The 24,847-nt window shown below is 52.8% G+C and carries 24 protein-coding genes and 2 tRNA genes; 13 read left to right on the plus strand and 13 right to left on the minus strand.

The window, feature by feature from the left end; genetic code table 11:
- Window positions 1–96: 96 nt before the first annotated feature.
- Complete coding sequence (locus tag ACLM7Z_RS09015) at window positions 97–1,626, plus strand: DUF4118 domain-containing protein (protein ID WP_273349838.1); 1,530 nt, start codon at window positions 97–99, stop codon at window positions 1,624–1,626.
- Window positions 1,623–2,321 carry a response regulator gene (locus tag ACLM7Z_RS09020; RefSeq protein WP_087018165.1) on the plus strand — a complete coding sequence of 233 codons (699 nt, stop codon included), beginning with the start codon at window positions 1,623–1,625 and terminating at the stop codon, window positions 2,319–2,321. The genes ACLM7Z_RS09015 and ACLM7Z_RS09020 overlap by 4 nt, the downstream gene beginning before the upstream one ends.
- A 78-nt stretch (window positions 2,322–2,399) precedes the next feature.
- On the opposite strand, the gene ACLM7Z_RS09025 is transcribed toward ACLM7Z_RS09020, so the two are convergent.
- A complete protein-coding gene (locus ACLM7Z_RS09025; RefSeq protein WP_087018164.1) occupies window positions 2,400–2,816 on the minus strand; it encodes a hypothetical protein in 417 nt (138 codons plus the stop codon).
- Between the two features lie 235 nt (window positions 2,817–3,051).
- Here ACLM7Z_RS09025 and pdxS point away from each other — a divergent pair, with 235 nt between their 5' ends.
- The 3 genes from pdxS to ACLM7Z_RS09040 all read left to right on the plus strand — a co-directional run bounded on the left by pdxS (window position 3,052) and on the right by ACLM7Z_RS09040 (window position 6,134).
- The gene (pdxS, locus tag ACLM7Z_RS09030) at window positions 3,052–3,924 is read left to right on the plus strand and encodes a pyridoxal 5'-phosphate synthase lyase subunit PdxS (protein WP_435644921.1); all 873 of its coding nucleotides are present in this window, start codon (window positions 3,052–3,054) and stop codon (window positions 3,922–3,924) included.
- Entirely contained in the window at window positions 3,924–4,511 is a 588-nt protein-coding gene (gene pdxT, locus ACLM7Z_RS09035; RefSeq protein ID WP_087018661.1) for a pyridoxal 5'-phosphate synthase glutaminase subunit PdxT, read from the plus strand. Before pdxS ends, pdxT begins: the two co-directional genes overlap by 1 nt.
- A 213-nt stretch (window positions 4,512–4,724) precedes the next feature.
- Window positions 4,725–6,134, plus strand: coding sequence for a radical SAM protein (locus ACLM7Z_RS09040; protein WP_087018160.1), 1,410 nt, complete (start codon window positions 4,725–4,727; stop codon window positions 6,132–6,134).
- Window positions 6,135–6,183: 49 nt separating this feature from the next.
- Here the strand turns inward: ACLM7Z_RS09040 and ACLM7Z_RS09045 are convergent, their stop codons facing one another.
- From ACLM7Z_RS09045 to ACLM7Z_RS09055, 3 genes are all read right to left on the minus strand, one after another.
- A complete protein-coding gene (locus ACLM7Z_RS09045) occupies window positions 6,184–6,609 on the minus strand; it encodes a hypothetical protein (RefSeq protein WP_087018158.1) in 426 nt (141 codons plus the stop codon).
- Window positions 6,610–6,717: 108 nt separating this feature from the next.
- On the minus strand, window positions 6,718–7,647 hold the full coding sequence (gene cysK / locus ACLM7Z_RS09050) for a cysteine synthase A (RefSeq protein WP_273349830.1): 930 nt from the start codon (window positions 7,645–7,647) through the stop codon (window positions 6,718–6,720).
- Window positions 7,648–7,787: 140 nt separating this feature from the next.
- Window positions 7,788–9,089 carry a CapA family protein gene (locus ACLM7Z_RS09055; protein WP_435644922.1) on the minus strand — a complete coding sequence of 434 codons (1,302 nt, stop codon included), beginning with the start codon at window positions 9,087–9,089 and terminating at the stop codon, window positions 7,788–7,790.
- 200 nt (window positions 9,090–9,289) lie between these two features.
- On the opposite strand from ACLM7Z_RS09055, the gene ACLM7Z_RS09060 reads away from it, so the two are divergent.
- From ACLM7Z_RS09060 to ACLM7Z_RS09070, 3 genes are all read left to right on the plus strand, one after another.
- Entirely contained in the window at window positions 9,290–10,951 is a 1,662-nt protein-coding gene (locus tag ACLM7Z_RS09060; RefSeq protein WP_435644923.1) for a putative manganese-dependent inorganic diphosphatase, read from the plus strand.
- 92 nt (window positions 10,952–11,043) lie between these two features.
- Window positions 11,044–11,119, plus strand: a tRNA-Ala gene (locus tag ACLM7Z_RS09065).
- A gap of 91 nt (window positions 11,120–11,210) precedes the next feature.
- Window positions 11,211–12,458 carry a DNA polymerase Y family protein gene (locus ACLM7Z_RS09070; protein ID WP_087018150.1) on the plus strand — a complete coding sequence of 416 codons (1,248 nt, stop codon included), beginning with the start codon at window positions 11,211–11,213 and terminating at the stop codon, window positions 12,456–12,458.
- A gap of 157 nt (window positions 12,459–12,615) precedes the next feature.
- Here the strand turns inward: ACLM7Z_RS09070 and ACLM7Z_RS09075 are convergent.
- Window positions 12,616–12,692: transfer RNA gene (locus tag ACLM7Z_RS09075), tRNA-Arg, on the minus strand.
- A 125-nt stretch (window positions 12,693–12,817) separates the two neighbouring features.
- Between ACLM7Z_RS09075 and hydE the strand changes: the two genes are divergently transcribed.
- Window positions 12,818–13,870, plus strand: a complete 1,053-nt coding sequence (hydE, locus tag ACLM7Z_RS09080) for a [FeFe] hydrogenase H-cluster radical SAM maturase HydE (protein ID WP_435644924.1) — start codon at window positions 12,818–12,820, stop codon at window positions 13,868–13,870.
- Here hydE and ACLM7Z_RS09085 read toward each other — a convergent pair.
- Entirely contained in the window at window positions 13,854–14,105 is a 252-nt protein-coding gene (locus ACLM7Z_RS09085) for a hypothetical protein (protein WP_087020022.1), read from the minus strand. The genes hydE and ACLM7Z_RS09085 overlap by 17 nt on opposite strands.
- 44 nt (window positions 14,106–14,149) lie before the next feature.
- Between ACLM7Z_RS09085 and ACLM7Z_RS09090 the strand changes: the two genes are divergently transcribed.
- Window positions 14,150–14,791: an NAD(P)H-hydrate epimerase gene (locus tag ACLM7Z_RS09090; RefSeq protein ID WP_087020025.1), complete on the plus strand. Its 642-nt coding sequence runs from the start codon at window positions 14,150–14,152 to the stop codon at window positions 14,789–14,791.
- Between the two features lie 24 nt (window positions 14,792–14,815).
- Here ACLM7Z_RS09090 and ACLM7Z_RS09095 read toward each other — a convergent pair whose 3' ends face one another.
- Both ACLM7Z_RS09095 and ACLM7Z_RS09100 read right to left on the minus strand, forming a co-directional pair.
- Window positions 14,816–15,997, minus strand: a complete 1,182-nt coding sequence (locus ACLM7Z_RS09095; protein ID WP_087020029.1) for an iron-containing alcohol dehydrogenase — start codon at window positions 15,995–15,997, stop codon at window positions 14,816–14,818.
- A gap of 90 nt (window positions 15,998–16,087) precedes the next feature.
- A complete protein-coding gene (locus ACLM7Z_RS09100; RefSeq protein WP_435644925.1) occupies window positions 16,088–16,597 on the minus strand; it encodes a methylated-DNA--[protein]-cysteine S-methyltransferase in 510 nt (169 codons plus the stop codon).
- 156 nt (window positions 16,598–16,753) lie between these two features.
- Here ACLM7Z_RS09100 and ACLM7Z_RS09105 point away from each other — a divergent pair, with 156 nt between their 5' ends.
- The 3 genes from ACLM7Z_RS09105 (at window position 16,754) to ACLM7Z_RS09115 (ending at window position 20,011) form a co-directional block, all read left to right on the plus strand.
- The gene (locus ACLM7Z_RS09105) at window positions 16,754–17,686 is read left to right on the plus strand and encodes an AraC family transcriptional regulator (RefSeq protein ID WP_273349553.1); all 933 of its coding nucleotides are present in this window, start codon (window positions 16,754–16,756) and stop codon (window positions 17,684–17,686) included.
- A 350-nt stretch (window positions 17,687–18,036) separates the two neighbouring features.
- Window positions 18,037–18,936, plus strand: a complete 900-nt coding sequence (iolE, locus tag ACLM7Z_RS09110) for a myo-inosose-2 dehydratase (protein WP_087020039.1) — start codon at window positions 18,037–18,039, stop codon at window positions 18,934–18,936.
- 58 nt (window positions 18,937–18,994) lie between these two features.
- A complete protein-coding gene (locus ACLM7Z_RS09115; protein WP_435644926.1) occupies window positions 18,995–20,011 on the plus strand; it encodes a Gfo/Idh/MocA family oxidoreductase in 1,017 nt (338 codons plus the stop codon).
- A gap of 104 nt (window positions 20,012–20,115) precedes the next feature.
- Here the strand turns inward: ACLM7Z_RS09115 and ACLM7Z_RS09120 are convergent, their stop codons facing one another.
- The 5 genes from ACLM7Z_RS09120 to ACLM7Z_RS09140 all read right to left on the minus strand — a co-directional run bounded on the left by ACLM7Z_RS09120 (window position 20,116) and on the right by ACLM7Z_RS09140 (window position 24,771).
- Window positions 20,116–21,327: an aminotransferase class I/II-fold pyridoxal phosphate-dependent enzyme gene (locus ACLM7Z_RS09120; RefSeq protein WP_273350501.1), complete on the minus strand. Its 1,212-nt coding sequence runs from the start codon at window positions 21,325–21,327 to the stop codon at window positions 20,116–20,118.
- Window positions 21,328–21,444: 117 nt separating this feature from the next.
- On the minus strand, window positions 21,445–22,605 hold the full coding sequence (locus tag ACLM7Z_RS09125; protein WP_087020047.1) for a sodium ion-translocating decarboxylase subunit beta: 1,161 nt from the start codon (window positions 22,603–22,605) through the stop codon (window positions 21,445–21,447).
- Window positions 22,606–22,620: 15 nt separating this feature from the next.
- Window positions 22,621–23,016 (minus strand): biotin/lipoyl-containing protein, encoded by a 396-nt coding sequence (locus ACLM7Z_RS09130; RefSeq protein WP_273350502.1) that lies wholly within the window; start codon window positions 23,014–23,016, stop codon window positions 22,621–22,623.
- 18 nt (window positions 23,017–23,034) lie between these two features.
- Entirely contained in the window at window positions 23,035–23,370 is a 336-nt protein-coding gene (locus ACLM7Z_RS09135; protein WP_435644927.1) for an OadG family transporter subunit, read from the minus strand.
- Window positions 23,371–23,382: 12 nt separating this feature from the next.
- Window positions 23,383–24,771 carry a pyruvate carboxylase subunit B gene (locus ACLM7Z_RS09140; protein ID WP_087020056.1) on the minus strand — a complete coding sequence of 463 codons (1,389 nt, stop codon included), beginning with the start codon at window positions 24,769–24,771 and terminating at the stop codon, window positions 23,383–23,385.
- Window positions 24,772–24,847 lie beyond the last annotated feature (76 nt).

Consider the following 24,847-nt stretch of genomic DNA (forward strand, 5'->3'; position numbering starts at 1 on the left):
TCGCTTGTTTCCGCCGCAGACGGTTGCTATAATAGAAAGATAATCTGCCGGATTAGCCGGAATTCGTTGGGCTTCGGCAGGAAAGGGGAAAATTGCATGCAAAGAAAAGAAAAAGAGAAGCATCGCAGGCGGGTGCATATCAGCCGCCGAAATGTACTCGATTTATGTATTACTACAGCGATTGTGGCGGTGACAACCGGGGCGTCTGCGCTGCTGGTAAAGTGGACGGACAGCTCCGCCAACGTCACAGCGCTGTATATGCTTGCTGCCCTGCTGGTTGCCCGTACCACAGAGGGCTATGGCTGGGGTATTCTCGCATCGGTCATGGGTGTATTTGCCGTCAACTATGCCTTTACCGATCCGTTTTACAAGCTCAATTTTACGGCGGCGGGCTATCCGGTTATCTTCATATCGCTGCTGCTGATTTCGATCATTACCAGTGCGACCACCGGCAGCGTCAAGCAGCAGGCGCGCCGTTCGCGTGCGAGCGAGCAGCGCATCCGCAGGCTGTACGAGTTTTCCCAGCAGCTGGCCAATGCACATGACACCGACAGCATGATTGACCTGACGCTGCGCTATCTGCACGAGCTGTTGGGCTGCCCGGTGCTGTATTTCCAGAATGAGGACAGTCTGGTAAACAATCAGGAGCGCGTTTGTGGGGAAATCAGCGGTTTTGTATCCGATTCCATCGAACGCGGCGCGGTGGAGGCATGCTTCCGGGAAAAGAAAGCTGCCGGTGCGGGAACCCTGCTGGCACCGTATGCGATGTTCCACTATATTCCACTGATGAGCGGTGAGACCATGCTCGGATGCTATGGACTTCTGTGGAAAGACAATCCGATTGACGAGGAGACAATGGAGCATGTCCGTGCGATTCTCGCTCAGACCGGTATTTCGCTGGAGCGCCAGATGCTGGCGGAGGAACGCAACCGCGCTGCGCTGGCTGCCGACCGCGAGATGATCCGCAGCAACCTGCTTCGCTCTATCTCACACGATCTGCGTACACCGCTGACCGGTATCATCGGCGCATCTGCTGCAATCGAGGAGAGTGGAGACCGCATCGGCGCAGTGGAGACCAAAAAGCTCGCCGCTGACATCCATGAAGACGCGGAATGGTTGCTGCGTATGGTGGAGAATCTGCTCTCCGTCACGCGCGTATCACAGGTGACGAACCTGAAAAAATCGGAGGAAGCTGCCGAAGAAGTCATTGCTGAAGCAGTAGCGCGGTGCAAGAAGCGCTATCCGGACGCACAGATCAGTGTACATCTGCCGGAGGAGATGCTGTTTGTCCCGATGGATGTGACACTGATTGTGCAGGTGCTCATCAATCTCATTGAAAATGCCATCCGCTATGCGGGTACACCTGTAGAGGTCAGCCTTCGCCGCCAGAACGGAAATGCACAGTTTACGGTGCGTGATTTTGGCCCCGGCATTCCGAAGGAGCAGCGCGACACATTGTTTGAAACGACGCAGGTGCATGCGGACAGCAGGCGCGGCGGCCTCGGCATTGGCCTGACGCTGTGCCGATCCATCATCGCGGCACATGAAGGCGAGATCAGTGAAATCAACCACCTGGACGGCGGCGCCCAGTTTGTATTCACCCTGCCGATGGAGGAGAACACATGAACAGGGAAACAATTTTAATTGTAGAAGATGAACAGCCGATTGCGCATGTCCTGACCACTGTCCTGACCGCCAACGGCTACCACACGCTTCAGGCGGAGACCGCAAGCCTTGCGCGGTCTATTATCAATTCACATTGCCCGAGCCTGATCCTCCTCGACCTCGGTCTGCCGGATATGGACGGTCTCGAGCTGCTGCGCTGGCTGCGCGGTTGGTCGGGGGTTCCGGTGCTTATCGTGTCAGCGCGAGAGGAGGAGAGCCAGAAGGTAGAGGCACTCGACCTCGGAGCGGATGATTACATCACCAAGCCGTTCGGCACCTCGGAACTGCTCGCGCGCATCCGCACGGCACTGCGCCATCAGGCGAAGCTGGATTCCGGCGATGAGTTGCCGCGCGGCAGCTATACGGTGCGCGACCTGACGGTAGATTTTGAGCGCAGACAGGTTCTGCTCGCCGGCGAAATTGTCCATCTGACCCAGATTGAATATAAGATTGTCGAGCTGATCGCCCGCCGACCCGGCCGCGTGCTGACCTATGATTACATCATCAGCCGCATCTGGGGGCCGTATGCGACCGACAACAATCGCATTCTGCGCGTCAACATGGCACATATCCGGCGCAAGCTCGAGCCGAACCCGGCAGAACCGTACTATATCCGCACGGAAATCGGTGTCGGTTACCGTATGGCGGAGGAATAAAACCGACAATACAATGATAAATATAAAAACCTGAGGCAATTCGCAGCGTGCGGACGGTCTCAGGTTTCTTTTTTTCTGTCAGGAATTGGCGTGCAGTTCGTTCAGCGGGTACGGCGGTTTCTCGTGCACGATGAGGAGGATTTTGACGCGCGGCTTGTCTACGTCAAAGCGAATCCGTTTGATATAGATGTGGTGCGGATGCTTCTCCACAAATTCATGGTAGGTTTTGGAATCCCTGTCGTTCAGGCGGCCGATTTCCTCACCTTCCTCCGTGATGACGGTGCAGTTAGCTCCGTTGGAATCACAGATGATAAACGCGGGCTGCCCCTTGACACATTCCTCAATGACCTGACGCCGCGCCTTTTTCCCGGTGCCCTTGAGCTTCCAGATGAGGCGCACATCGCCGTTGGAAACGGGAGTCGTCGGTATCTTGCCTGCGGAATCGTGCGCAGCCTGTACAGCCTGTTCATCCTGTTTTTGCTCTGTCTGTTCCATTTACAGGCACCACCTTCCCATTCATATCCATATAACACAATTATCATATCATAAAATACTCATGCAATCAATGTAGCGGCGCGAAAAAACACAGGGGGAGAGGTATGTGGAGCAACAAAACTGTGCATGCGAAAAATGTAAAAATTGGATATTTATTTAAGCACAGTTCATGATATAATGGAGACCAAAGTAAAAACCGCGCGATTGCTACCAATAAATTATGTGAGGGATCAGTATGTCTGAACGTTATGAATTGAACAAGCAGCTTGCCCAGATGCTGAAGGGCGGCGTTATTATGGACGTTACTACGCCGGAACAGGCGAAGATTGCAGAGCAGGCAGGTGCCTGCGCGGTCATGGCACTCGAGCGCATTCCGGCGGATATCCGCGCGGCAGGCGGTGTATCTCGCATGAGTGATCCGAAGATGATCCGCGGCATTCAGGAAGCGGTTTCCATCCCGGTCATGGCGAAGGTTCGCATCGGCCACATTGTCGAGGCACAGATTCTCGAGGCAATTGAAATCGACTACATCGACGAATCCGAGGTTCTTTCTCCGGCGGATGATGTATATCATATTGACAAGACGAAGTTTAAGGTGCCGTTTGTCTGCGGCGCGCGTGATCTCGGCGAGGCACTGCGCCGCATTGCCGAGGGTGCATCCATGATCCGAACCAAGGGCGAGCCGGGCACCGGTGACGTTGTACAGGCGGTACGCCATATGCGCAAGATGATGAGCGAGATTCGCCGCGTTGCATCCATGCAGCCGGATGAGCTGTTCGAGGCAGCAAAGCAGCTTCAGGTTCCGCTGGATCTGCTGCTCCAGGTACATGAGGCCGGCCGCCTTCCGGTTGTCAATTTCGCCGCAGGTGGTGTTGCGACTCCGGCAGATGCAGCGCTGATGATGCAGCTGGGTGCAGAGGGCGTCTTTGTCGGCTCCGGTATCTTCAAGTCCGGCGATCCGGAAAAACGTGCCACTGCCATCGTACAGGCTGTCACGAACTTCAATGACCCCTATAAGCTGGCAGAGCTGTCCGAAGACCTCGGCGAGGCGATGGTCGGCATCAATGCGGACGAGATTGAGCTGATTATGGAGGCGCGCGGACAATGATAACCATTGGCGTGCTCGCCGTACAGGGCGCATTCATCGAGCATGAGCACCGGATGGAGCAGCTGGGTGCACGGACTGTGGAATTGCGCTGTGCCGAGGATCTCAATCAGCCGCTGGATGGTCTGATTTTGCCCGGCGGCGAATCGACTGCGATGGGCAAACTGCTGCGTGAGCTGGGCATGCTCGACACGCTGCGGGAAAAGATCCGCGCCGGACTGCCGGTGTTTGGCACCTGCGCGGGGCTGCTCCTGCTGGCGGAGGACATGGAAAACGACAGCCGCCGTCATATTGCAACTATGCATATCACGGCCTGCCGCAACGCCTATGGCAGACAGTTGGGCAGCTTTTTCACCTGCGCACCGTTTGCGGATGCGGGCAACATCCCGATGACCTTTATCCGTGCGCCATATATTGCATCTGTGGGCGAGGGCACGGAGGTTCTTGCGACTGTCGACGGCAGGATTGTCGCAGCACGGCAGGACATGCAGCTTGTGACCGCATTCCACCCGGAGCTGGGGGACAGCACAGCCGTACACCAGTATTTTCTTTCCATGGTGCGCGAACATCTGGCCAATGGCGCGGCATAAAATTCAACAGAATATGCATTCGTGTTGGGCAACAAAAAGTCTTCCCGCAGAGTGATGGAAAAATGACCAAAACTTAAGATTGGTCATTTTTCTGATAAAAAAGTTACGATTATTGGACAAAATTTTTAAAACGTCCGGTTTAAAAAAGAAATTGTTGAATTCTGTCGGAAATGGTGCTATGATAAGACAAATTTAAGGTTAGAGGTGATTATCATGGATACCCTGAAGCATAAGGCGGAGCGTGCGGCTTTCGGTGTCGCAATTGATGGTGCTCTGAAATATGTTCGGCGGGACCGGGAGCAGGCATTGCTCAAAATTGTCGATCTGGCTGAAAAGTTTATGGGTGATACATTTACCGAGGAAAACTACAATTCGGTTCGCAACATGATTCAGGACCCGGACAACAAGTGGGTACAGTATGCATATCGCGCGCTGGATGAGCTCGATCCGCATGTCATCAAAATGACGGCGCTGAATTTGGGCTTTGAGGCATTTTTGCATGGAACAAAAACCATCCGAAAAATGCGTGAGGTGCATCAGTGCAACATCCCGTGGCTGATCCTGATGGATCCGACCACGGCATGCAACCTGCACTGTACCGGCTGCTGGGCTGCCGAATATGGCAACCGCATGAACCTTTCGTTTGACGATATGGATCGTATTGTCACGCAAGGCAAGGAACTCGGTGTTTATTTTTATATGCTGACCGGCGGCGAACCGCTTGTCCGCAAGGCGGATGTCATCCGCCTGTGCGAGAAGCACAACGATTGCGAGTTTTTCGCATATACCAACGGCACGCTGGTTGACCAGGCATTCTGCGATGACATGAAGCGCGTCGGCAACCTGATGCTTGCGATCAGCCTGGAGGGCTTTACCGATGTCAATGACCTGCGCCGCGGCGCAGGTGTGTTCGACAAGGTCATGCATGCGTTTGACCTGCTTAAGGCGAACGGTCTGATTTTCGGCACATCAATTTGCTATACGAGAGCGAATATCGAGACCGTCACCAGTGACGAGTTCCTCGATATGATTATTGAAAAGGGCTGCCGGTATTCGCTGTACTTCCACTATATGCCGGTCGGCAACGAGGCAGCGCCTGACCTGCTGCCGACAATGGAGCAGCGCAAGTATATGTTGCACCGTGTCCGCGAGATTCGCGGTCTGACCGGCGGCAAGCAGCTGTTCTGCATGGACTTCCAGAACGACGGTGAATTTGTCGGCGGCTGCATTGCAGGCGGCAGAAACTATTTCCATATCAATGCAAACGGCGATTGTGAGCCGTGCGTGTTTATCCATTACTCCGGCGCGAATATCCACGAGTGCTCCATTCTCGAGGCACTCAAGCAGCCGCTGTTCATGGCGTACTACAACAACCAGCCGTTCAATGAAAACCATCTGCGGCCGTGTCCGATGCTGGAGAATCCAGAAATTTTGCAGCGCATTGTAAAGGAATCCGGCGCAAAGTCCACCGATTTGCAGTCTCCTGAGAGCGCCGAACACCTGTGCGCAAAGTGTGAACACTATGCACAGGAGTGGGCGGTATGTGCAGATGAAATCTGGAATGAAAAGCAGCACAAGCAGCCGCGGTATGAAAACTACAAGCGGTGCAGAAAAAATCAGTAAACATCGTACAACGACCGAGGAACCGGGGCTTTTATGCCCCGGTTCCTTTTTACAGGAAGGTTTTCATCTGGTCGATGTTGGCCTGTTCCGTCGCCAGCAGTTTTTCTGCGAGATTGGATACCGCCTTATCGCGTACATCACAGGTCTTCATGGTTTGCAGGCTCTTGGTGACGCCCATCGTGCTGCCCTCGATCATCATGCGTGCGAGGTTGGACTGAGAGGAATCCATCATGGTTTTCAGCCCGGCAGACAATTCACTTGACCATTTGGCAAATGAGCTGAGATCCTCCGGTACGCCGTTGTGCCGGCGGAGAAGAGTGTCGGCGGAGTCGTGCAGCTTGCGGTATTCGGTGCGCTGCTGTTCCAGTGCCTGGCGGAATGAACCGTCTGCATATTCCATTACGGAGTCAATGCCTTCGACTCCCATTTCTGTGGTTTGCCGGATATGGTTGAGCAGGGTACAGTCATCTTTCATGTCGCTTCACCTCAAAACACAGTATCTGCCGGATAGAGGAAAACGATACCTGTGCAGTGCAAAAAAAAATCCCGCGTGCCGGGCACGCGGGATGGGGTGACTGGTGTATTATTCATCGAACAGCGGGGTGCTGAAATAGCGTTCGGCTGTGTCCGGCAGGACAGTGACGACTGTTTTGCCGGGGCCGAGCTTCTTTGCGAGCTTACAGGCTGCAGCAACATTGGTGCCGCTGGAAATGCCGCACATCAGGCCCTCTTTGCGGGCAAGATCCTTTGCGGTCGTGATGGCTTCCTCATCGGTGACGATATAGATATCATCATAAATGCCAGTGTTGAGGATGCCGGGAATCAGGCCGTCGCCGATGCCCATTTGCAGATGGGTACCGACGGTACCGCCTGCGAGAATTGCGGCGTTTTCCGGCTCGACCGCCCAGATGGTCATATGCGGGTTTTTCTCACGCAGTACTTCGCCGATGCCGGTGATGGTGCCGCCCGTACCGATGCCGGAGCAGAAGCCGTCAATCGGACCGTCCACCTGCGCCAGAATTTCCAGCGCGGTCTGGTTGCGATGTACTTCCGGGTTGGCCGGATTTTCAAACTGCTGCGGGACATAGACCTTCGGGTTTTCCGCTGCCATGCGCAGTGCCGTGTTCAGGCATTCGTCAATGCATTTGCCAATATCGCCGTCATCATGGATGAGGATGACTTCGGCGCCGTAATGGCGCACCAGCTTGCGGCGCTCCTCGCTGACCGAATCCGGCATGACGATGATGGTCTGATAGCCGCGAACAGCACCGATGAGTGCGAGGCCGATGCCCTGGTTGCCGCTGGTCGGCTCGACGATGATGGAATCCGGGCCGATCAGGCCTTTTTCCTCTGCTTCAGCGATCATATTGTACGCTGTACGCGTTTTAATAGAGCCACCGACGTTCAGTCCTTCAAATTTGACGAGGACATCTGCGCTGTCCGGCGCCGTCATATGGTTCAGCCGGATGACCGGCGTATGTCCCATGGCTTCGAGTACGTTGTTATAAATCATTGATATCCTTCCTCTATAAGCCCGCACTGCCGGCGCGGGCAATTATTTCGCATGTTGCCACATCAAAGAAATATTATACCGTATTTGTCGAAGCATTGCAATCATTTGCGCGGGAAAACAGCACAGCTATGGCGGTCAGGTTATGCGGCAGTATTGGATGCCGGTTCCTCTTCGGCGGCATAGGTGACCGGGATTGTGCTGCCAATTACATATTCTCCAAAAATTTCTGCGGCAACACTGCGCAGATGGGCGGGACTCATCTGGCAGCGCCCTGCGAGTGCATGAGAGGATGCCATGGACTCTGTATAATCATCCAAAGGAACGACACGGTAGCCGCGCCAGCTGGAATTGAAATAGCAGACCAGCAGCATGACTCCCGGATTTTCGACGACAACGGAGCCATCTTTCTGGCGGGTGAGTGTCACCTGGAGCATGGCCTCCACCATGGTATTGGTCTGATTCTGCGCAGAAATAAAATTCCCGGTCGAATAGATACAGAACGCGCGGTTACCATTTTCTGATTCAATCCATTCGCATGGCTGGCAGACATGTGGATGTCCGCCGATAATCAGCGTCGCGCCGTTTTCCGTCAGAAATTCCGCGAGTTCGTTTTGCTCACTGTTTTCGACGGTCTGATATTCTTCCCCCCAGTGCATCAGCACAACAACTGCGTCGCATTGCTCCCTGACTGCTGCCAGCTCAGCAGCAATTTTTTCTTTGTCAATCAGTGAAACGAGGTCGGGATTGGTACCCGGCAGAGAATAGCCGTTCAGTCCATAGGTATAGGTCAGAAAACCGATTTTTATGCCGTTTCGCTCGAGATAGCGAACTTTGGCGCGGTCTTCTGCATCACGTGCAATGCCGATACGGATCACACCGCTGTCTGCCCGGCTGTCCCAAAAATCCAGCGTGTCATACACTGCGCTGGAGCCGGAGTCCATTGCGTGGTTGTTAGCGTGGGACACCACATCAAAACCGGCATCGATCAATGCATCCCCACACGCCTGCGGTGTATTGAAGCTCGGATACCCGGAGGGTGTTCCTGTGCCGAGAGGGGATTCCTGGTTGACAATGGCAATGTCAGCTGCCTGTATATACGGCTTGATGTCCTCATAAAATGGTGTAAAATCATACGAACCTCCGCCTTCATACGCATCCTTCAGCAGAGTGTTGTGAATCAGATTATCGCCGACCGCAATCAGAGAGACACTTGCCGGCTGGTATTTTTCGAGAGTCGCTGCGGATTTGCGGATTGTTCCTGCGGCTGCATATTTTTCCGGTTGCTGGTCGGATTGGCGTTCTTTGCTGCCGGACAGGGCATGGATGATGCCGGCGGCGGAAACCAGCAGCACCACACAGCAGAGAAGGAGAAAGGCACGGTGTCGGTTCCGCCGACACCGTTGTGCTCGTTGCTTTTTGGATGAGGAAGTTGTTCGGTTCATAGCGTTGTTCTCCTGTTGCAAGATGTTACAATACCAGTTTGACAATAATACACAATAATGTCAAGGGAAATTTGCCTGAATTCAGAAGAAAGGACAAAAAACTGGGAAAATCCATGGCGCACACGGTTGACTTTTGCTGCACAGTGAATTACGATATAATTACATGAAGAGTGAGAAAATGCACAGGAGGAGAAAGCTACATGGGGCGAAAGAATAAATTGCAGCGTACAGTCAATGTCATTGGCCATAAAAATCCGGATACCGATTCGATCTGTTCCGCCATTGCCTATGCACATTTGAAAAATATCACGACAGACCGTGAATATGAACCGCGCCGTGCAGGTGAAATCAATCAGGAAACGGCGTTTGTACTGAATAAATTTGACATGAAACCTCCCAGAATCTGTCTGGATGTACATGCAAAAGTACGAGATATTGATATCCGTTATATCGATGGCGTGGACGGACAGATGACACTGCGCCGCGCGTGGGAGACGATGCGAGATCAGGATATTACCACGCTGCCGATCACGAACAGTGACAACAAGCTGGAAGGCCTGATTACTCTGAAACGGCTGGCCATGGCGAATATGGACAGCCTTGATCCGCATGCGGTTGCAAATGCGAAGACGTCGGTTTCCAATATTGTGGAAACACTCAACGGTACGCTGGTCACCGGCTCGACGGATATGCGCATTGACCATGGCAAGATTGTCATTGCCGCAGGCAGCCCGGAGGCAATGGAAAATATGGTAGACCCGGGCGACATTGTTCTGGTTGCAAACCGCTATGAGGCACAGTTGTGTGCCATTGAACTGGAGGCAGCCTGTCTCGTCGTCTGCATGACGCCGAACATTGCAAAGACCATTATCAAAATTGCGAAAGAGCACAACTGTACTGTCATCAGTACGCCATATGATACGTATGCGGCGTCCTGTCTGATTAACCAGAGTATTCCCATCTGCCACCCCATGGCACGTTCCATGATTATGTTTCAGCTCTCTACCCCGGTTGAAGAAGCGCGGAAGATCATGGGACAGGTGCGTCACAATTACTTTCCTGTTGTGGATAAGGCAGGCATCTATCAGGGTGTCATTTCCCGCCGTAATTTGTTGAATTTACAGCGGAAACAGCTCATTCTAGTCGATCACAATGAAAAAACGCAGTGTGTCGATGGCTTTGAGGATGCAGAAATTCTTGAAATTATCGATCATCACCGCATTGGCAATCTGGAAACCAATGGCCCGGTGTTTTTCCGCAATCAGCCGGTCGGCTGTACGGCGACCATTGTATTCCAGATGTATCAGGAATACAATGTGGAAATAGAACCGAATATTGCGGGAATCCTGTGCAGTGCCATTCTGTCGGATACCTTGATTTTCCGTTCTCCGACTTGTACACCGCAGGATGAATATGCGGCAAGGCAGCTTGCGAGCATTGCGGGCGTTGAAGTGGAAGCGCTTGCGACAGAGATGTTTGAAGCGGGCGAAAATCTGGAAGGCAAGACCGCCGAACAGCTGCTGCTGCAGGACTATAAAATCTTTGTCAGTGGAAAGACACGCTTTGGCGTTGGTCAGGGCAGTTATGTCAGTGAGAAAAACCGTGAGGCTGCGAAGAATATGCTGTCAGGATATCTGGAGTCGGTGCTGGAACATGAGGATGTGGACATGGTATTTTATCTTGTCACCAATATTCTTGACCAGTCGAGTGAGGTTTTGTTTGCGGGAAAGGATGCGCCGGAACTGTTGTCGCGTTCATTTAACAGGGATGTCGACACGAGCAAGCCACTTGAGCTGCCCGGTCTGGTTTCGCGCAAAAAACAGTTCATTCCTGCGATTATCAACACCCTTCAAAATTTATAAAAACACCTTTCCTGCCGGATGTTCCGGCAGGAAAATTTTTGTCATAAGGGCTTGCATTTTGAAAGCGAGCGTGCTATTATAATAAAGCACTTGGGCTCGTAGCTCAGCTGGGAGAGCGCCGCGTTCGCAACGCGGAGGTCGAGAGTTCGATCCTCTTCGGGTCCACCAATTAAACCGTCTGTTTCATACGAAATGGACGGTTTTTCTGTTTTTAGTTGTCTGTTGATAGATGATATTTCATGAAGAGAGGTGCGCTGCGATGAAACCACTTGTTTTTCATGTTGATGTAAACAGTGCGTATCTTTCCTGGGAAGCAGCAAGGCGTGTTTCACAGGGAAAGGAAGATATCAGACTGATTCCGGCGGCAATCGGCGGAGATCGGGAAAAACGCACCGGTGTCATTCTGGCCAAATCTATCCCCGCAAAAAAGTTTGGCATCCGCACAGGAGAGCCGGTTGCAAAGGCATTGGAGAAGTGCCCGGAGCTGTTTCTTGCCAGACCGGATTTCCGGCTCTATGAGACGTGTTCCAAAGCATTTATGGATATTTGCCGCAGTTATGCGCCTGTAGTGGAAAAGTATTCTATTGATGAATGCTTTCTTGATATGAGCGGCACAGAGCATATTTATCCTGATCCGGTCGCGGTTGCGCACAAAATAAAGGATGAAATCCGCGATACATTAGGGTTTACTGTCAATGTCGGTATCGGAACAAATAAGCTGCTTGCAAAAATGGCAAGTGACTTTGAAAAACCGGATAAGGTACACACTCTGTTTCCAGATGAGATACAGGCGAAGCTTTGGCCGTTGCCAGTACGGGAGCTGTTTACTGTAGGAGCATCTACAGCCGCCAGAATGGAAAAGGCGCATATTCGTACAATAGGAGATCTTGCTCGAAGTGATCTGAGACAGGTACAGGCACTGGTCGGCGTGAAGCTGGGCAGACAGATTCACAATTTTGCAAATGGAATAGACGATTCGCCGGTACTGGCGCAGCCGGAGGAGGCGAAGGGATACAGCATTTCCACAACATTGGCAGAAGATGTGACAACTGTTACAGAAGCCCACCGGATTCTGCTTGCACTCGCGGACAGTGTTGCAGCACGTATGCGGGCAGATGACGCACGGGCGTATTGCATTTCGGTTACCATTCGGGCAAATGATTTTAAAAATCATTCACATCAACGCAAATTGGATGAAGCGACGGATATTACATCTGAAATCCTGTCGGTCAGCAAACAATTGTTCCGGGAGCTTTGGGATGGACGGACACCGCTGCGGCTGATCGGTATTTCGCTGACACAGATTACTCGTGAAGAAGCCATACAACTCACCCTGTTTCCCGATGAACAAAAAGAAAAAGCGAGGAAAATGGACAAAGCAGTGGATGCCATTCGCAGCAGATTCGGCTCCGAGCTGATTCAGCGCGGAATGTCAGACCAATCGTTCAATGTAGGCAAGAAATATAAAGCACAGTTGGAAAACCGCTCGGGGAAAGATGGAAAATAAAGCGGAAAAGGGGAATAGTGAATTGCACCCTATTTAATGGAATGGAAAATTTTAGTCATTGTTATTTTAGATTTTGTCGTCAAAAAGTCGTCAAAATTTTTAAGTGGTAAAAATAGTTAAGAAGACCCGCTATTTCGTAAGAAATAGCGGGTCTTTGTGGTACGCCCGGTGCGATTCGAACGCATGGCCTTCAGAGTCGGAGTCTGACGCTCTATCCAACTGAGCTACGGGCGCGTGTCTAACTGTTATTATAGCAACCCTGCCATCATTTGTAAAGTTTTTTTTGAAGAATTGCGCACTTCGCAGAGGAATGGTATACTGTTTTCAGTATTTCCGCGCACGAAAGGAACATTTTATCTATGAATCGACTGATTGACCGCCTTTCGGCTGAGCATGTTCTTCCACGGACAGATTTTGTGCAGCTGATTTCGGCGTTTGCACCGGAAACTGCCTCCTATGCCGCTGAATGTGCACGCAAAACCGCGCAGGCAGTTTTTGGAAACAAAATATATATTCGTGGTCTGATTGAACTGAGCAATTTCTGTCGCAATGACTGCTATTATTGTGGAATCCGACGTTCCAACCGCAAGGCACAACGCTATCGGCTGGAAAAAGAAGAAATCCTGCAATGTGCGGCAGAGGGGTATGCACTGGGATTTCGCACATTTGTTTTGCAGGGCGGAGAAGATGGATACTATACTACGGAGCGCATGGCAGACATCGTATCGTCCATCAAACGGCAGCACCCGGACTGTGCTGTTACATTGTCGGTCGGAGAACAGACCAGAGAGACGTATCAGGCATATTTTGACGCAGGAGCAGATCGTTATCTGCTGCGGCATGAAACAGCAGATGAGGCACACTACAGCCGCCTGCATCCCGCAGAGCTTTCCGGTGCACATCGCAAACAGTGCCTGCGATGGCTGAAGGAGATCGGTTTTCAGACTGGTTCCGGGTTTATGGTCGGCTCACCGTTCCAGACGGCGGAAAATTTGGCAGATGATCTGTTGTTTCTGGCAGATTTACAGCCGGAAATGATCGGAATCGGGCCGTTTATCCCGCATCAGGATACTCCATTTGCACAGATGCCGCAGGGGTCAGTGGAACTGACCCTGTTCCTGCTATCACTGCTGCGGCTGATGTTTCCGGATGTGCTGCTGCCCGCGACAACAGCGTTGGGAACGCTCGATCCGGTTGGGCGCGAAAAAGGCATCCTGGCGGGTGCAAATGTCGTCATGCCGAATCTCAGCCCACAGGCAGTGCGCAGCAAATACATGTTGTATGACAACAAGCTGGCAACCGGCGCAGAATCAGCACAGCATATTGCCGATCTGCGCGCACGGTTTGCCAAAATTGGATATGAAATTCAGATCGACCGCGGCGATTCTCCGCGCGTCAAAACATCGAATTGAACTGGTCGGCAACCATCTGTGCCTCCGGATAGGAATCACAGCGGCGGTAGCCGAACTGTTCACACCAGATTTCTGTGGCTTCAAAATCTGGAAGGGAATCCTCATCTGCCAGATCCGGATCCCATTCGCCCTCGTCACAGACGCGGGCATAAAGTTCACATTCCTCTTCGTCATAAACGAGGAAAACGCCCCAGCCGGTGGAGGGGCAGACAAAGGTTTCACTGATTATTTTCATAGGTCATTCTTCCTTATGTTATTGAAATTGGAGGTAATTTTGCTATGCGTATTGTTACAGCCGCACAGATGAAGCAGATTGAATGCAATGCCGACGCGGGCGGGCTTTCCTATCTGCAAATGATGGAAAATGCCGGGACAGCTGCTTATCAGATCATCCGTGCGCACAAGCCGGATGCACATGTACTTGCCATTGTTGCCGGAAAGGGCAACAACGGCGGCGATGGATTTGTCATTGCGCGCCTTGCCGCACAGGATGGGTTGGCCGTACGGGTTGTGCTTGCAGAGGGGGAGCCGGTCACGGTGGATGCAAAGACTAATTTTCACCGCCTGGATGGGTTGAATGTAACCGTCTGCCCAATTGAGCAGATTGATCGGCTGACAGATGCAGATGTTGTCATCGACGCGCTGTATGGCACAGGATTTCACGGTACTCTGCGTCCATCCGGCGCAAAGGCATGCTGCTTCATGAATGAATCGGGGGCGTATCTTGCTGCACTTGACCTGCCAAGCGGGATTCATGCGGATACAGGCGCTGTTGCGGAAGGCGCGGTGCATGCCGATCTGACCGTGACCTTTGATTCATATAAACCGCTGCATGTGCAGGAAACATCCAAACCATATTGCGGTGAAATCGTACTGGCAGATATCGGCATTTCAGAGGAGTGTCATAACGGCATCGGGTGAATACCCGATGCCGTTTGGCTTTTGTTATGCCTTTGCTTTCTGATAGACTTTGTAAATCGCTTCTTTATCCAGCGGTACAAAGCGGCCGATTTTGCGCGTATCCATAAAGCTGCACTTATAGGCGAGTTCGCGCATGTCCTCTTCGGTCAGTTCAATGCCCATCTGATTGATGCGAACCGGCATGCCGATGGACTGGAAAAAGGCTTCCATTGCGTCAATGCCGCGGTTAGCAGTTTCGATGTCGTCTGCCCCCGGCTGTACGCCCATGACCTGGATGGCAAATTTTGCAAAGCGCGCGGGATTGGCAGGCATGACAGTCCGTGCCCAGCTCGACCAGACAGCACACAGGCCTGCGCCATGTGCGACGTCATATTTGCCGCTCAGCTCATGCTCCAGCTGATGGCAGGACCAGTCGCCGCCGTCCGTGCCGCAGCCGGTCAGGCCGTTGTGCGACAGGCTGCTTGCCCACATCAGTCCGGCACGTGCGTCATAATCCTCCGGATTTTTCAGCGCAGCGGTTACGTCGCGCATGACGGATTTCAACAGGCTCTCTGCGATGGAATCGGTGAGACCGAGTGTGTCTACCTGCGTGAAATAACGCTCCATTGTGTGCATCATAACATCGGCGGCGCCGCTTGCCGTCTGGTATGCCGGGAGTGTATAGGTCAGCGTCGGGTCCATAATGGCGAATTTACAGCGACACAGCTCGGTACTCAGTCCGCGCTTGAGCCATCCGTCCTCGTTGGTGATGACGGAGGAATTGCTCATTTCACTGCCTGCCGCTGCGATGGTTAGGATTGTACCGACCGGGGCACACGCCTGTGGTACGCGCTTCTTGGCGTAAAAATCCCATACATCGCCGTCGTTTGCAATGCCATAAGCAATCGCCTTGGAGGAATCGATAACCGAGCCGCCGCCGACTGCGAGGATGAAATCGACGCCCTCGCGCTTGCACAGCGCAATGCCTTCGCGCACAAGGCCGAGGCGCGGATTGGGTACGACACCGCCCAGCATGACATAGGAAATCCCGGACTGTTCCAGCGCATCTGTGACGCGATCGAGCAGTCCGCTGCGCTTAGCCGAACCGCCGCCGTAATGGATCAGAACCTTTTTGCCGTTCTGACCTGTGATGAGTTCGCCGACGCGTTCTACGGCATGTTTGCCGAATACGACATGCGTCGGGGTATAGTATTCAAAATCCTGCATAGATAAGCCTTCCTTTCGCAAAACCAGTCTATCAATTACTGCCTTTATTGTAACGGATTTGTGGCAGCTGTGCAAGGTGCTGCGGCAGAGTTATGTGCGAAAGTGCGCGCCCTCCAGCGTCAGAAGCTGTGCTTTTGCGCGCAGGCCGCCTGCATATCCGGTCAGGCTGCCGTCCGCGCCGAGTACACGGTGACAGGGAATCAGGATACTGATGGGATTGTGCCCGACCGCGCCGCCGACTGCTTGTGCGGAAATGCGCTTTCCGGTCTGCTGTTCCAGCTGCACCGCAATTTGTCCATAGGTCATGGTTTCACCGTATGGAATGCGGAAAAGAATGTCCCAGACTGTCTGCCGGAAGGCACTGCCCTCCGGCGCAAGCGGGAGCGTCATAGCAGGTGCTTCGCCGTGAAAATAACGGTTGAGCCAGTCGATGGTCTGTGCAAAAACAACAAGATTTTGCTCTGTGGCATTCGGTGCGAGTGTGCTGCCGAAATACTTCTGATGCTCCAGCCACAGCCCAGTCAGCTGTGTCCCGTCGGAGGCGAGTGTCAGCACGCCGACAGGGGAATAATAGGTCGTAAGATATGGACTGCGATTCATTTTCAGTTCCTCTCTTCCTGTGCGTTGACCGTATCATATCACAGAAACAGACACGAGACAAGGCGGGGAAAAAACAATAATCTGCTACTCTGACTTTCAAGATTCTGCTATAATAAAGTGCATAGAGAAAGAAACAAGAGGAGAGGAGAAAAAACGATGGCGCAGCAGAATCCACTCAATGTGCAGTGCTTTGTGAAGAAGGATTTTCAGTCGGTATTTGTCGGGGAAAACGACCCCAAATTGCTTTACGTCAGCAGGATTTCGCCGGATGCAAGCACACATCCGCGCGTGATGCATGCACACAGGGATTTTGTAGAGCTGCTCCTGATTTGCAGCGGCAGCAGTGAATATCTGATTCATGACAAGAAACAGCTCATCAAGCCGGGTGATCTGCTGATTTACAATGCCAATGTTGTGCACGATGAAATTTCCGGACCGGGCATCGAAGTCGGCAGTTACTGTGTTGCGGTCGGCGGGCTACATATGCCCGGCCTGCGTGAAAATGCGCTGATTCCCGACGATGCGGGTTATATTTTCCCGACCGGAGAACACTTTGAAGCCATGCGCACAATCTGTGAAATGATGTTTCACAGTCTGTCCTCCGGAGAGCCGCGTGCAGAAGCGTTCTGCCATAGCCTGATGCATGCGCTGCTGGTCAAGGCGCTGACTGTTGTCGGCGGAAGAGAGGCTGCTGCGGATGAACCGGAGGTTGAGGAACCGCATGTACTTGGCCTGCGCATTAAATCGTACATCGACGAGCACTATATGGAACCAATTACGTTGCAGAGCATGGGGGAGGCGCTGCATATCAGTCCGTATTATCTCTCACATGTGTTCAAGCAGATGAGCGGATATTCCCCGGTGCAGTATTTGCTGCGCCGCCGCATCGGCGAGGCGCAGACACTGCTTATCACGACCGATTTGCCGATTACAACAATTGCCGGTATGGTAGGTTACGATACCCAGAGCTATTTTAATCTCCAGTTTACGAAAAATGTCGGTATGCCGCCGAAAAAATACCGGCAAAATTATATTGTCAGCGTCGAGGAGGAAACCAAGCGGGCAAAAAAGAAGAAGAAAAAAGAATAAAAAAACAAGAAGGTGCTGCCGAAAACAGGAAATATTCCGGGTTTCGGCAGCTTTTTTGTGCCCATCACGTGGAAAAACGGTGCGGATCATGGGCTGATATTTTGTGAAATCGCAGGATTTTATAAAATTCGTTCCGGCGGACGCTGTCTGCATATACGGGGATTTTAAGATGAAGGGAATAAAAAATACACAGGAATATCAATTTTGATAAAAAAACGGACGGGAAACAGATTTTTTTGGTAAAAACAGATAAGCCAAGAAGTTGAAAGACGAAATTGCCGCCGGATGATATACTAAAGTCACAATAAAGAAACGAAACATACCGAAGAGGAAAGGAAGGTATTTTGAATATGTTGGACCCGAAGAAAGTAAAAATTGGAATTGCTCCGATTGCATGGACAGAGGATGACATGCCGGAGATGGGCGCGGAGAACAGCTTTCTCCAGACCATCAGTGAAATCGCACTGAGCGGTTATGTCGGCACAGAAATCGGCTGCCAGTATCCGAGAAATCCGGCAGTCCTGAATGAGGAATTCGGCCGCCGCGGCATCTCTGCCATCACGGCATGGATCAGCACGTATCTCAACGAGCAGCCGATGTGGTGGAATGAACGCGCATTTGTCGACCACATGAATTTCCTGAAGGCCATCGGTGCTGAGGTCATCAATGTCTCTGACCAGAGCTTCTCGATTCAGCATCAGTGGAACACCCCGCTGGCGAACAAGAAGGTTCTGAACGATGATGAGTGGGAGGTTCTCACCAAGGGCCTCGATCATCTGGGCAAGATCGCTTATGACAGCGGCATGAAGATCGTTTATCATCACCACATGACGACCACCGTACAGAAGACGGGGGAGATCGACCGCCTGATGGAGATGACTGATCCGAAGTATGTCAGCCTGATTTATGATACCGGTCATCTGACCTTCTCCGGCGAAGATCCGATTGAAATCCTCAAGAAGCATCACGACCGCATCGGCCATGTACATCTGAAGAATGTCCGCAAGCCGGCAATGGAAAAGTGTTATGCAGAAAACAAGAGCTTCCTGCGCTCGATTCCGGAAGGCGTATTCACGGTACCGGGCGACCCGGAGGGCTGCGTAGACTTCCCGACCGTCTTCAAGCTGCTGGATGAGTACAATTATGAAGGCTGGCTGGTTGTCGAAGCGGAGCAGGATCCGGCAAAGGCAAATCCGCTTGACTATGCACGCATGGCGCGCGCCTATGTCAACAAGTATACTGGCCTGTAATCGGACACAATAACGAGTTTATTTCTATCATATAACCATACGTAAGGAGAGAGTTCGTATGAAAAAGCTGAAAATCGGTATCATTGGTGTCGGCCGTCTGGGCTATGAGCATGCCTGCAATATCGCAAACCGCGTACCGGGTTCTGAACTGGTTGCAATCTGTGATGGTAATTTTGCACGTGCAAAGGAAGTTGCAGAGGAACTGGGTGTGACCGCTGTTTACAGCGATCCGAAGGAAATGTGTGCAAATCCGGAGGTTGAGGCGGTTGCCATCGTCACCAACACTGCATCCCATGTTGAAATGATTCAGATTGCCATGGATGCAGGCAAGCATGTCTTCTGCGAAAAGCCGCTGGCAGACACGGTTGAGAAGTGCAAAGAAGCGGAGAAGATCATCGAGTCCCATCCGGAACTGATCTTCATGCTGGGCTTCATGCGCCGCTACGATCATTCCTATCAGGTTGCCAAGCAGAAGATGGAAAATGGTGACATCGGCGATGTTATCCTCGTTCGCTGCTATTCTCAGGATCCGATTTCCATCATTCAGGGCACGCTCGAGTATGCACCGCGCTCCGGTGGACAGTTCATCGACATGTCCATTCATGATATCGACCTGATCCGCTGGCTGACCGGCTCCGAGCCGAAGAAGCTGTGGGCAATCGGCGGCTGCTTCGAGTTCAAGCAGTACAAGGATTGGGACGACGGCGACAATGTTTCCTGCCTGATGCAGTGCGAGAACGATGCAATGGCATTCTTCTTCGCAGGCCGTGCAGCAGCACATGGCTCCCATGTTGAGACCGAAATCGTCGGCACCCGTGGCACGCTGCGCATCGCAGGCGTACCGGCAAGCTCCATGGTTGAAGTTATGAGCGAGCATGGCGTATGCCGTGAGTGCTATCAGGACTTCGTTACCCGTTGGCATGATGCTTACATCACCGAGATGGAAGAGTTCTGTGACTGTGTTGCAAAGGGTCGTCAGGGCAGCCCGAATGTATATGACGGCACTGCATCCACCAACATCGCGTTCCGCTGCAAGGAATCGTTCCTCAAGAATGAGCTGCTGATGCTGGAGTAAATCCAGTTCGATTCCCCCATTTTATTGCTAATATCTCCTATCTGAATATAAGTCTCTGAAAAGCCCCGCCGCTTCGTTTGGAAGCTGGCGAGGCTTTTCCATGTTCAGGTATTGAAAACGTATTTGTCCAGACGGCGGAATGCTTCCTGCACACGGCTGAAGGGCAGGGCAAGGTTCATGCGGATGGCACAGGGGGCTTGGAACATGCAGCCATCCTGCCAGGCAACGCCGACATTCCAGCCGGCTTTTTGCAGTTCCTGCACGGTCTTGCCGTGCGCTTCACACCATTCCGTACAGTCGAGGAACAGCATATAGGTACCCTCTGGCTTGCTGACCCGGATGCCATCAAAATGCTGTACAATGAAGTCATACGCATAGTCTATATTTTGCGTCAGAACCTGACACAGCTCGTCCACCCATTCATATCCCTCAGGCTGATATGCACCAATGAGTGCGTGCATGGAAAGCACATTCATGCTGTTGTAATGCGGCTTGCCGCTCTTTGCACGCACGCGGTCGCGCAGATAGCGGTTGTAGATAATGTGGTAGCTTCCGACCAGACCGGCGAGATTGAATGTCTTGCTCGGAGCATAGACGGCAACTGTACGGTTCTTTGCGTCCTCACTGACCGACTGGGTGGGGATGTGTTTGTGTCCGGACAGCAGAAGATCTGACCAGATTTCGTCCGAAATAACAACGCAGTCGTTGGCACGATAGACCTCCATGGCCTTGTCCAGCTCCCAGCGCTCCCAGACGCGCCCGGTGGGGTTATGTGGGCTGCAAAAGACAGCAACATGGATGTGATGCTGTTTGATTTTTGCATCCATGTCATCGAAATCCATGCGCCAGACACCGTCTGTATCCAATTGGAGCGGGCTGTGGACAATGTGGAAGCCGTTGTCTTCGATGCTGTTGGTAAAGCCAATGTAGGTCGGGCTGTGCAGCAGCACGGCGTCGCCCGGGGCGGCGAATGCGGTTAGCGCGGAAATAACACAGCCAAGCACACCGTTTTCATAGCCGATACAGCTGGCTGTCAGGCCGGTCACACCGTTGCGGCATTCCTGCCATTGAATGATCGATTGGTAATATTCTTTGGTTGGATTGAAATAGCCGAACGCCGGATGCTGGGCGCGTGCAAGAATCGCCTGCGGAATGGTAGGAACAGTGGGGAAATTCATATCTGCAACCCACATCGGAATGGCATCAAAGCCCTCCTTGGGCGCTTCCGGCGCAAAGCCGGGCATAGTTCCAAGGCTGTCAACTGCGATGGCGTCCTTGCCATGGCGATCCAGAATCGAAGTGAAATCATATTTCATGGCAGATGCTCCTTTCTCTGTTATGTGATTGCACCTATTGTAACACACATATCGTTTGCGGGCAAAAAAATCCCCTTCCGGATTTTCCGGAAGGGGATACAAGCCGTATGAAAAGACTCAGCCCATCAGCATCGGGACGAGCTTCAAGAAGAAGCCTGCCGCAGCAGCGGAGCCGATAACACCGGCAACGTTCGGGCCCATGGCGTGCATGAGCAGGAAGTTGGACGGGTTTTCCTTCTGGCCTTCAATCTGTGCAACACGTGCAGCCATCGGTACGGCAGATACGCCTGCGGAACCAATCAGCGGGTTGATCTTGCCCTTGCTAATCCAGCACATGATATCGCCGAAAATGACGCCGCCGAAGGTAGACAGTGCAAATGCAACCAGACCCATCAGGATGATCTCGAGCGTCTGCCAAGTCAGGAACGTATCAGCAGCAGCAGTAGCGCCGACAGACAGACCCAGGAAAATGGTGACGATATTCATCAGGGCATTCTGTACGGTTTCGTCCAGACGAGCGGTTACGCCGCAGACGTGGAACAGGTTGCCGAGCATCAGCATGCCGATCAGCGGAGCGGTATCCGGCAGCAGCAGGATGACGACAGTTGCAACCGCGATCGGGAAGACGATCTTCTCGGTGTTGGATACCTCGCGCAGCTGGGTCATCCTGATCTGACGATCCTTCTTGCGGGTAAACAGACGCATAATCGGCGGCTGAATCATTGGGATCAGCGCCATGTATGAGTACGCGGCGATTGCGATTGCGGACAGATACTCCGGTGCCAGCTTGGAGGTAACCATGATGGCAGTCGGGCCGTCTGCGCCGCCGATGATGCCGATGGCAGCGGCGACGTTGACCGGGAACTTAAAGATCAGCAGCGAGCCGAGGAATGCGGTGAAGATACCGAACTGTGCGGCAGCGCCAAGGATCAGCGAGGACGGGCGCGCAATCAGCGGACCGAAGTCGGTCATCGCGCCGACACCCATAAAGATCAAAGGCGGGTAAATATCCAGCTTTACGCCGGTATACAGCCAGTGCAGCAATCCGTCATTATCCACATTGGAAATCATGTTGGAGAACGGCAGATTCGCCAGCAGCATGCCGAAAGCGATGGTGACGAGCAGCAGCGGCTCGAATTTCTTTGCGATGCCCAGATACAGTAGGACAAACGCGATGAGAATCATAAGCAGGTTTTTCCAACCGCCATCCATGAAAAAGCCTGCATAGCCGGATTCTCCGAGAATTTTGCCGAGAACGGCAGTGAAAGAAAAATCCATTACACGCGACCTCCGTTAAGAGATGGTGCACAGAACACTGCCGGTATCAACCGACGCGCCCTTGGATACACATACGGAAGTGACCGTACCGTCCTTGCTGGCGAAGATTTCGTTCTCCATCTTCATTGCTTCCAGGATGAACAGGATGTCGCCGTTCTTGACGGTCTGGCCCTGCTGGCAGCGGACATCGAGGATGGTGCCCGGCATCGGAGCAGTGATTGGATCGCCTGCGCCTGCCGGAGCGGCCGGAGCAGCAGCCGGAGCCGGAGCGGCAGCCGGTGCAGCGGCCGGAGCCGGAGCAGCAGCAACCGGAGCCGGAGCAGGTGCTTCGCCGATGTAAGCAGCAACAGCCTTGCCCTTTTCTACTTCGACCTCATACTGTTTGTCATTCAGCGTTACAATATATTTCATGTTGTTTGTACCTCCCAATTAAAGCGCCTGAATGCGTCTGAACTGAAGCTCGCCCAGCGGAATATCGGTCTCATCGCTGATGATGGCCATAATGCAGGCAGCAGTTTCCTCATCGACATCGATGAGCTGAAGCTTGCCGTCCCACGGCTTGGAGGGCTTTTCCTCTTCCTTCGCCGGAGCGGGAGCCGGAGCTGCGGTCTCAGCAGCCGGAGCGGCAGCCTTGCCCTTTCCCTCGATTGTCATAACGACAGCAGAAATGACCTTGATGACGAGAATCAGGAACAGGAGAAGGAGGAATACGGTTACAAAGCCACAGAGAGAAATCAGCAGGGCTTCGCCTACGCCAATGTTCATAGTTGCCCCTCCTTAGTCGTCAACCTTCTGGATGGAATACGTTACCTTCATGCCCTTATGCTCTTCGCGGTACTGGAAGAACTTCTCTGCCTGCTGCGGGAAAGCAACATAGGACAGAACGTCCTCTTCGCAGGTAGCCAGATCGCCCAGCTTCTCGACAGCTGCCGGGATTTCCGGCTCGAGGGTCTCAGCGTAACGGCCTTCCATCGGCTTCTCATCGCCCATAACCTTCTTGACCAGTTCCGGATTGACAGGTGCCGGGGAGGTGCCGTACTCGCCGCGGATATAAGCGCGGATTTCCTTGGTGATGTTCTTGTAGCGCTCGCCCATCAGGACGTTGTTAACAGCCTGCGAACCAACCATCTGGCTCAGCGGGGTAACCAGCGGCGGGTAACCCATATCCTTGCGGACATTCGGAACCTCTGCCAGAACCTCGTTCAGGCGATCAAGTGCCTTCATATCGGTCAGGTTTGCGATCAGGTTGGACAGCATGCCTCCCGGAATCTTGTAGTGCAGGGCGTTGGTGTTGACGTTCATGACGAACGGATTGATCTTGCCCTCGGTGACATAAGCCTTCTTGATCGGCTCAAAGAACTCGTTGACCTTGCGCATTTCCGCTCTGTCCAGACCGGTTTCATAGCCCATCTGAGTCAGAACGTGATCCATTGCCTCGGTGCACGGCTGGGACGTACCGCCGGCGAACGGGGAGATCGCGCAGTCAATGACCTCAGCGCCTGCCTCGACAGCCTTCAGGTAGGTCATGGAGCCCAGACCGGTGGTGGCATGGGTGTGAACGACAATCGGAATCTTGACCTCGGACTTGAGCGCAGTGACGAGGTCAAATGCCTCCTGCGGGCTCATGACGCCGGCCATGTCCTTGATGCACAGGGAGGTGCAGCCCAGCTCTTCGATGCGCTTGCCGAGCTTTGCGTAGTTCTCAAGCGTATGTACCGGGGACTGGGTGTAGGAAATGGTGCCCTGCGCTTCGCCGCCAGCCTTCTGACACTCGTCAACAGCGGTCTCGATGTTGCGCATGTCATTCAGTGCGTCGAAGATGCGGATGATGTCGATGCCGTTTTCCACGCTCTTGCGGACAAATGCGCGGACGGTATCGTCAGAATAATGCTTGTAGCCCAGGATGTTCTGGCCGCGAAGCAGCATCTGCAGCTTGGTATCCGGCATCAGCTCACGGATGGTGCGCAGACGAACCCACGGATCTTCGTTCAGGTAACGAAGGCAGGAATCGAACGTTGCACCGCCCCAGCATTCGACGGAATGATAACCAACCTTGTTCATGGTCTCGAGAATCGGCTTGAACTCCGACATCGGGAGACGGGTTGCGCACAGAGACTGGTTGGCGTCACGAAGGACGGTCTCTGTGATCTTCAGTTTTTTTGGCACAGTGTATCAGCTCCTTTTGAAAGATAAAAGATGACAAATAGATACAGTTTGGAAGGGGAAATGCCGATACCAGTCG

This window comes from Butyricicoccus porcorum, assembly GCF_051246315.1.
Lineage (GTDB): Bacteria > Bacillota > Clostridia > Oscillospirales > Butyricicoccaceae > Butyricicoccus_A > Butyricicoccus_A porcorum.

Excerpts from the sequence above, each read along its gene's own strand:
- ACLM7Z_RS09015 (WP_273349838.1), top strand. The coding sequence starts at position 97 with ATGCAAAGAAAAGAAAAAGAGAAGCATCGCAGGCGGGTGCATATCAGC.
- ACLM7Z_RS09020 (WP_087018165.1), top strand. The coding sequence starts at position 1,623 with ATGAACAGGGAAACAATTTTAATTGTAGAAGATGAACAGCCGATTGCG.
- ACLM7Z_RS09025 (WP_087018164.1), bottom strand. The coding sequence starts at position 2,816 with ATGGAACAGACAGAGCAAAAACAGGATGAACAGGCTGTACAGGCTGCG.
- pdxS (WP_435644921.1), top strand. The coding sequence starts at position 3,052 with ATGTCTGAACGTTATGAATTGAACAAGCAGCTTGCCCAGATGCTGAAG.
- ACLM7Z_RS09040 (WP_087018160.1), top strand. The coding sequence starts at position 4,725 with ATGGATACCCTGAAGCATAAGGCGGAGCGTGCGGCTTTCGGTGTCGCA.
- ACLM7Z_RS09045 (WP_087018158.1), bottom strand. The coding sequence starts at position 6,609 with ATGAAAGATGACTGTACCCTGCTCAACCATATCCGGCAAACCACAGAA.
- cysK (WP_273349830.1), bottom strand. The coding sequence starts at position 7,647 with ATGATTTATAACAACGTACTCGAAGCCATGGGACATACGCCGGTCATC.
- ACLM7Z_RS09055 (WP_435644922.1), bottom strand. The coding sequence starts at position 9,089 with ATGAACCGAACAACTTCCTCATCCAAAAAGCAACGAGCACAACGGTGT.
- ACLM7Z_RS09060 (WP_435644923.1), top strand. The coding sequence starts at position 9,290 with ATGGGGCGAAAGAATAAATTGCAGCGTACAGTCAATGTCATTGGCCAT.
- ACLM7Z_RS09070 (WP_087018150.1), top strand. The coding sequence starts at position 11,211 with ATGAAACCACTTGTTTTTCATGTTGATGTAAACAGTGCGTATCTTTCC.
- hydE (WP_435644924.1), top strand. The coding sequence starts at position 12,818 with ATGAATCGACTGATTGACCGCCTTTCGGCTGAGCATGTTCTTCCACGG.
- ACLM7Z_RS09085 (WP_087020022.1), bottom strand. The coding sequence starts at position 14,105 with ATGAAAATAATCAGTGAAACCTTTGTCTGCCCCTCCACCGGCTGGGGC.
- ACLM7Z_RS09090 (WP_087020025.1), top strand. The coding sequence starts at position 14,150 with ATGCGTATTGTTACAGCCGCACAGATGAAGCAGATTGAATGCAATGCC.
- ACLM7Z_RS09095 (WP_087020029.1), bottom strand. The coding sequence starts at position 15,997 with ATGCAGGATTTTGAATACTATACCCCGACGCATGTCGTATTCGGCAAA.
- ACLM7Z_RS09100 (WP_435644925.1), bottom strand. The coding sequence starts at position 16,597 with ATGAATCGCAGTCCATATCTTACGACCTATTATTCCCCTGTCGGCGTG.
- ACLM7Z_RS09105 (WP_273349553.1), top strand. The coding sequence starts at position 16,754 with ATGGCGCAGCAGAATCCACTCAATGTGCAGTGCTTTGTGAAGAAGGAT.
- iolE (WP_087020039.1), top strand. The coding sequence starts at position 18,037 with ATGTTGGACCCGAAGAAAGTAAAAATTGGAATTGCTCCGATTGCATGG.
- ACLM7Z_RS09115 (WP_435644926.1), top strand. The coding sequence starts at position 18,995 with ATGAAAAAGCTGAAAATCGGTATCATTGGTGTCGGCCGTCTGGGCTAT.
- ACLM7Z_RS09120 (WP_273350501.1), bottom strand. The coding sequence starts at position 21,327 with ATGAAATATGATTTCACTTCGATTCTGGATCGCCATGGCAAGGACGCC.
- ACLM7Z_RS09125 (WP_087020047.1), bottom strand. The coding sequence starts at position 22,605 with ATGGATTTTTCTTTCACTGCCGTTCTCGGCAAAATTCTCGGAGAATCC.
- ACLM7Z_RS09130 (WP_273350502.1), bottom strand. The coding sequence starts at position 23,016 with ATGAAATATATTGTAACGCTGAATGACAAACAGTATGAGGTCGAAGTA.
- ACLM7Z_RS09135 (WP_435644927.1), bottom strand. The coding sequence starts at position 23,370 with ATGAACATTGGCGTAGGCGAAGCCCTGCTGATTTCTCTCTGTGGCTTT.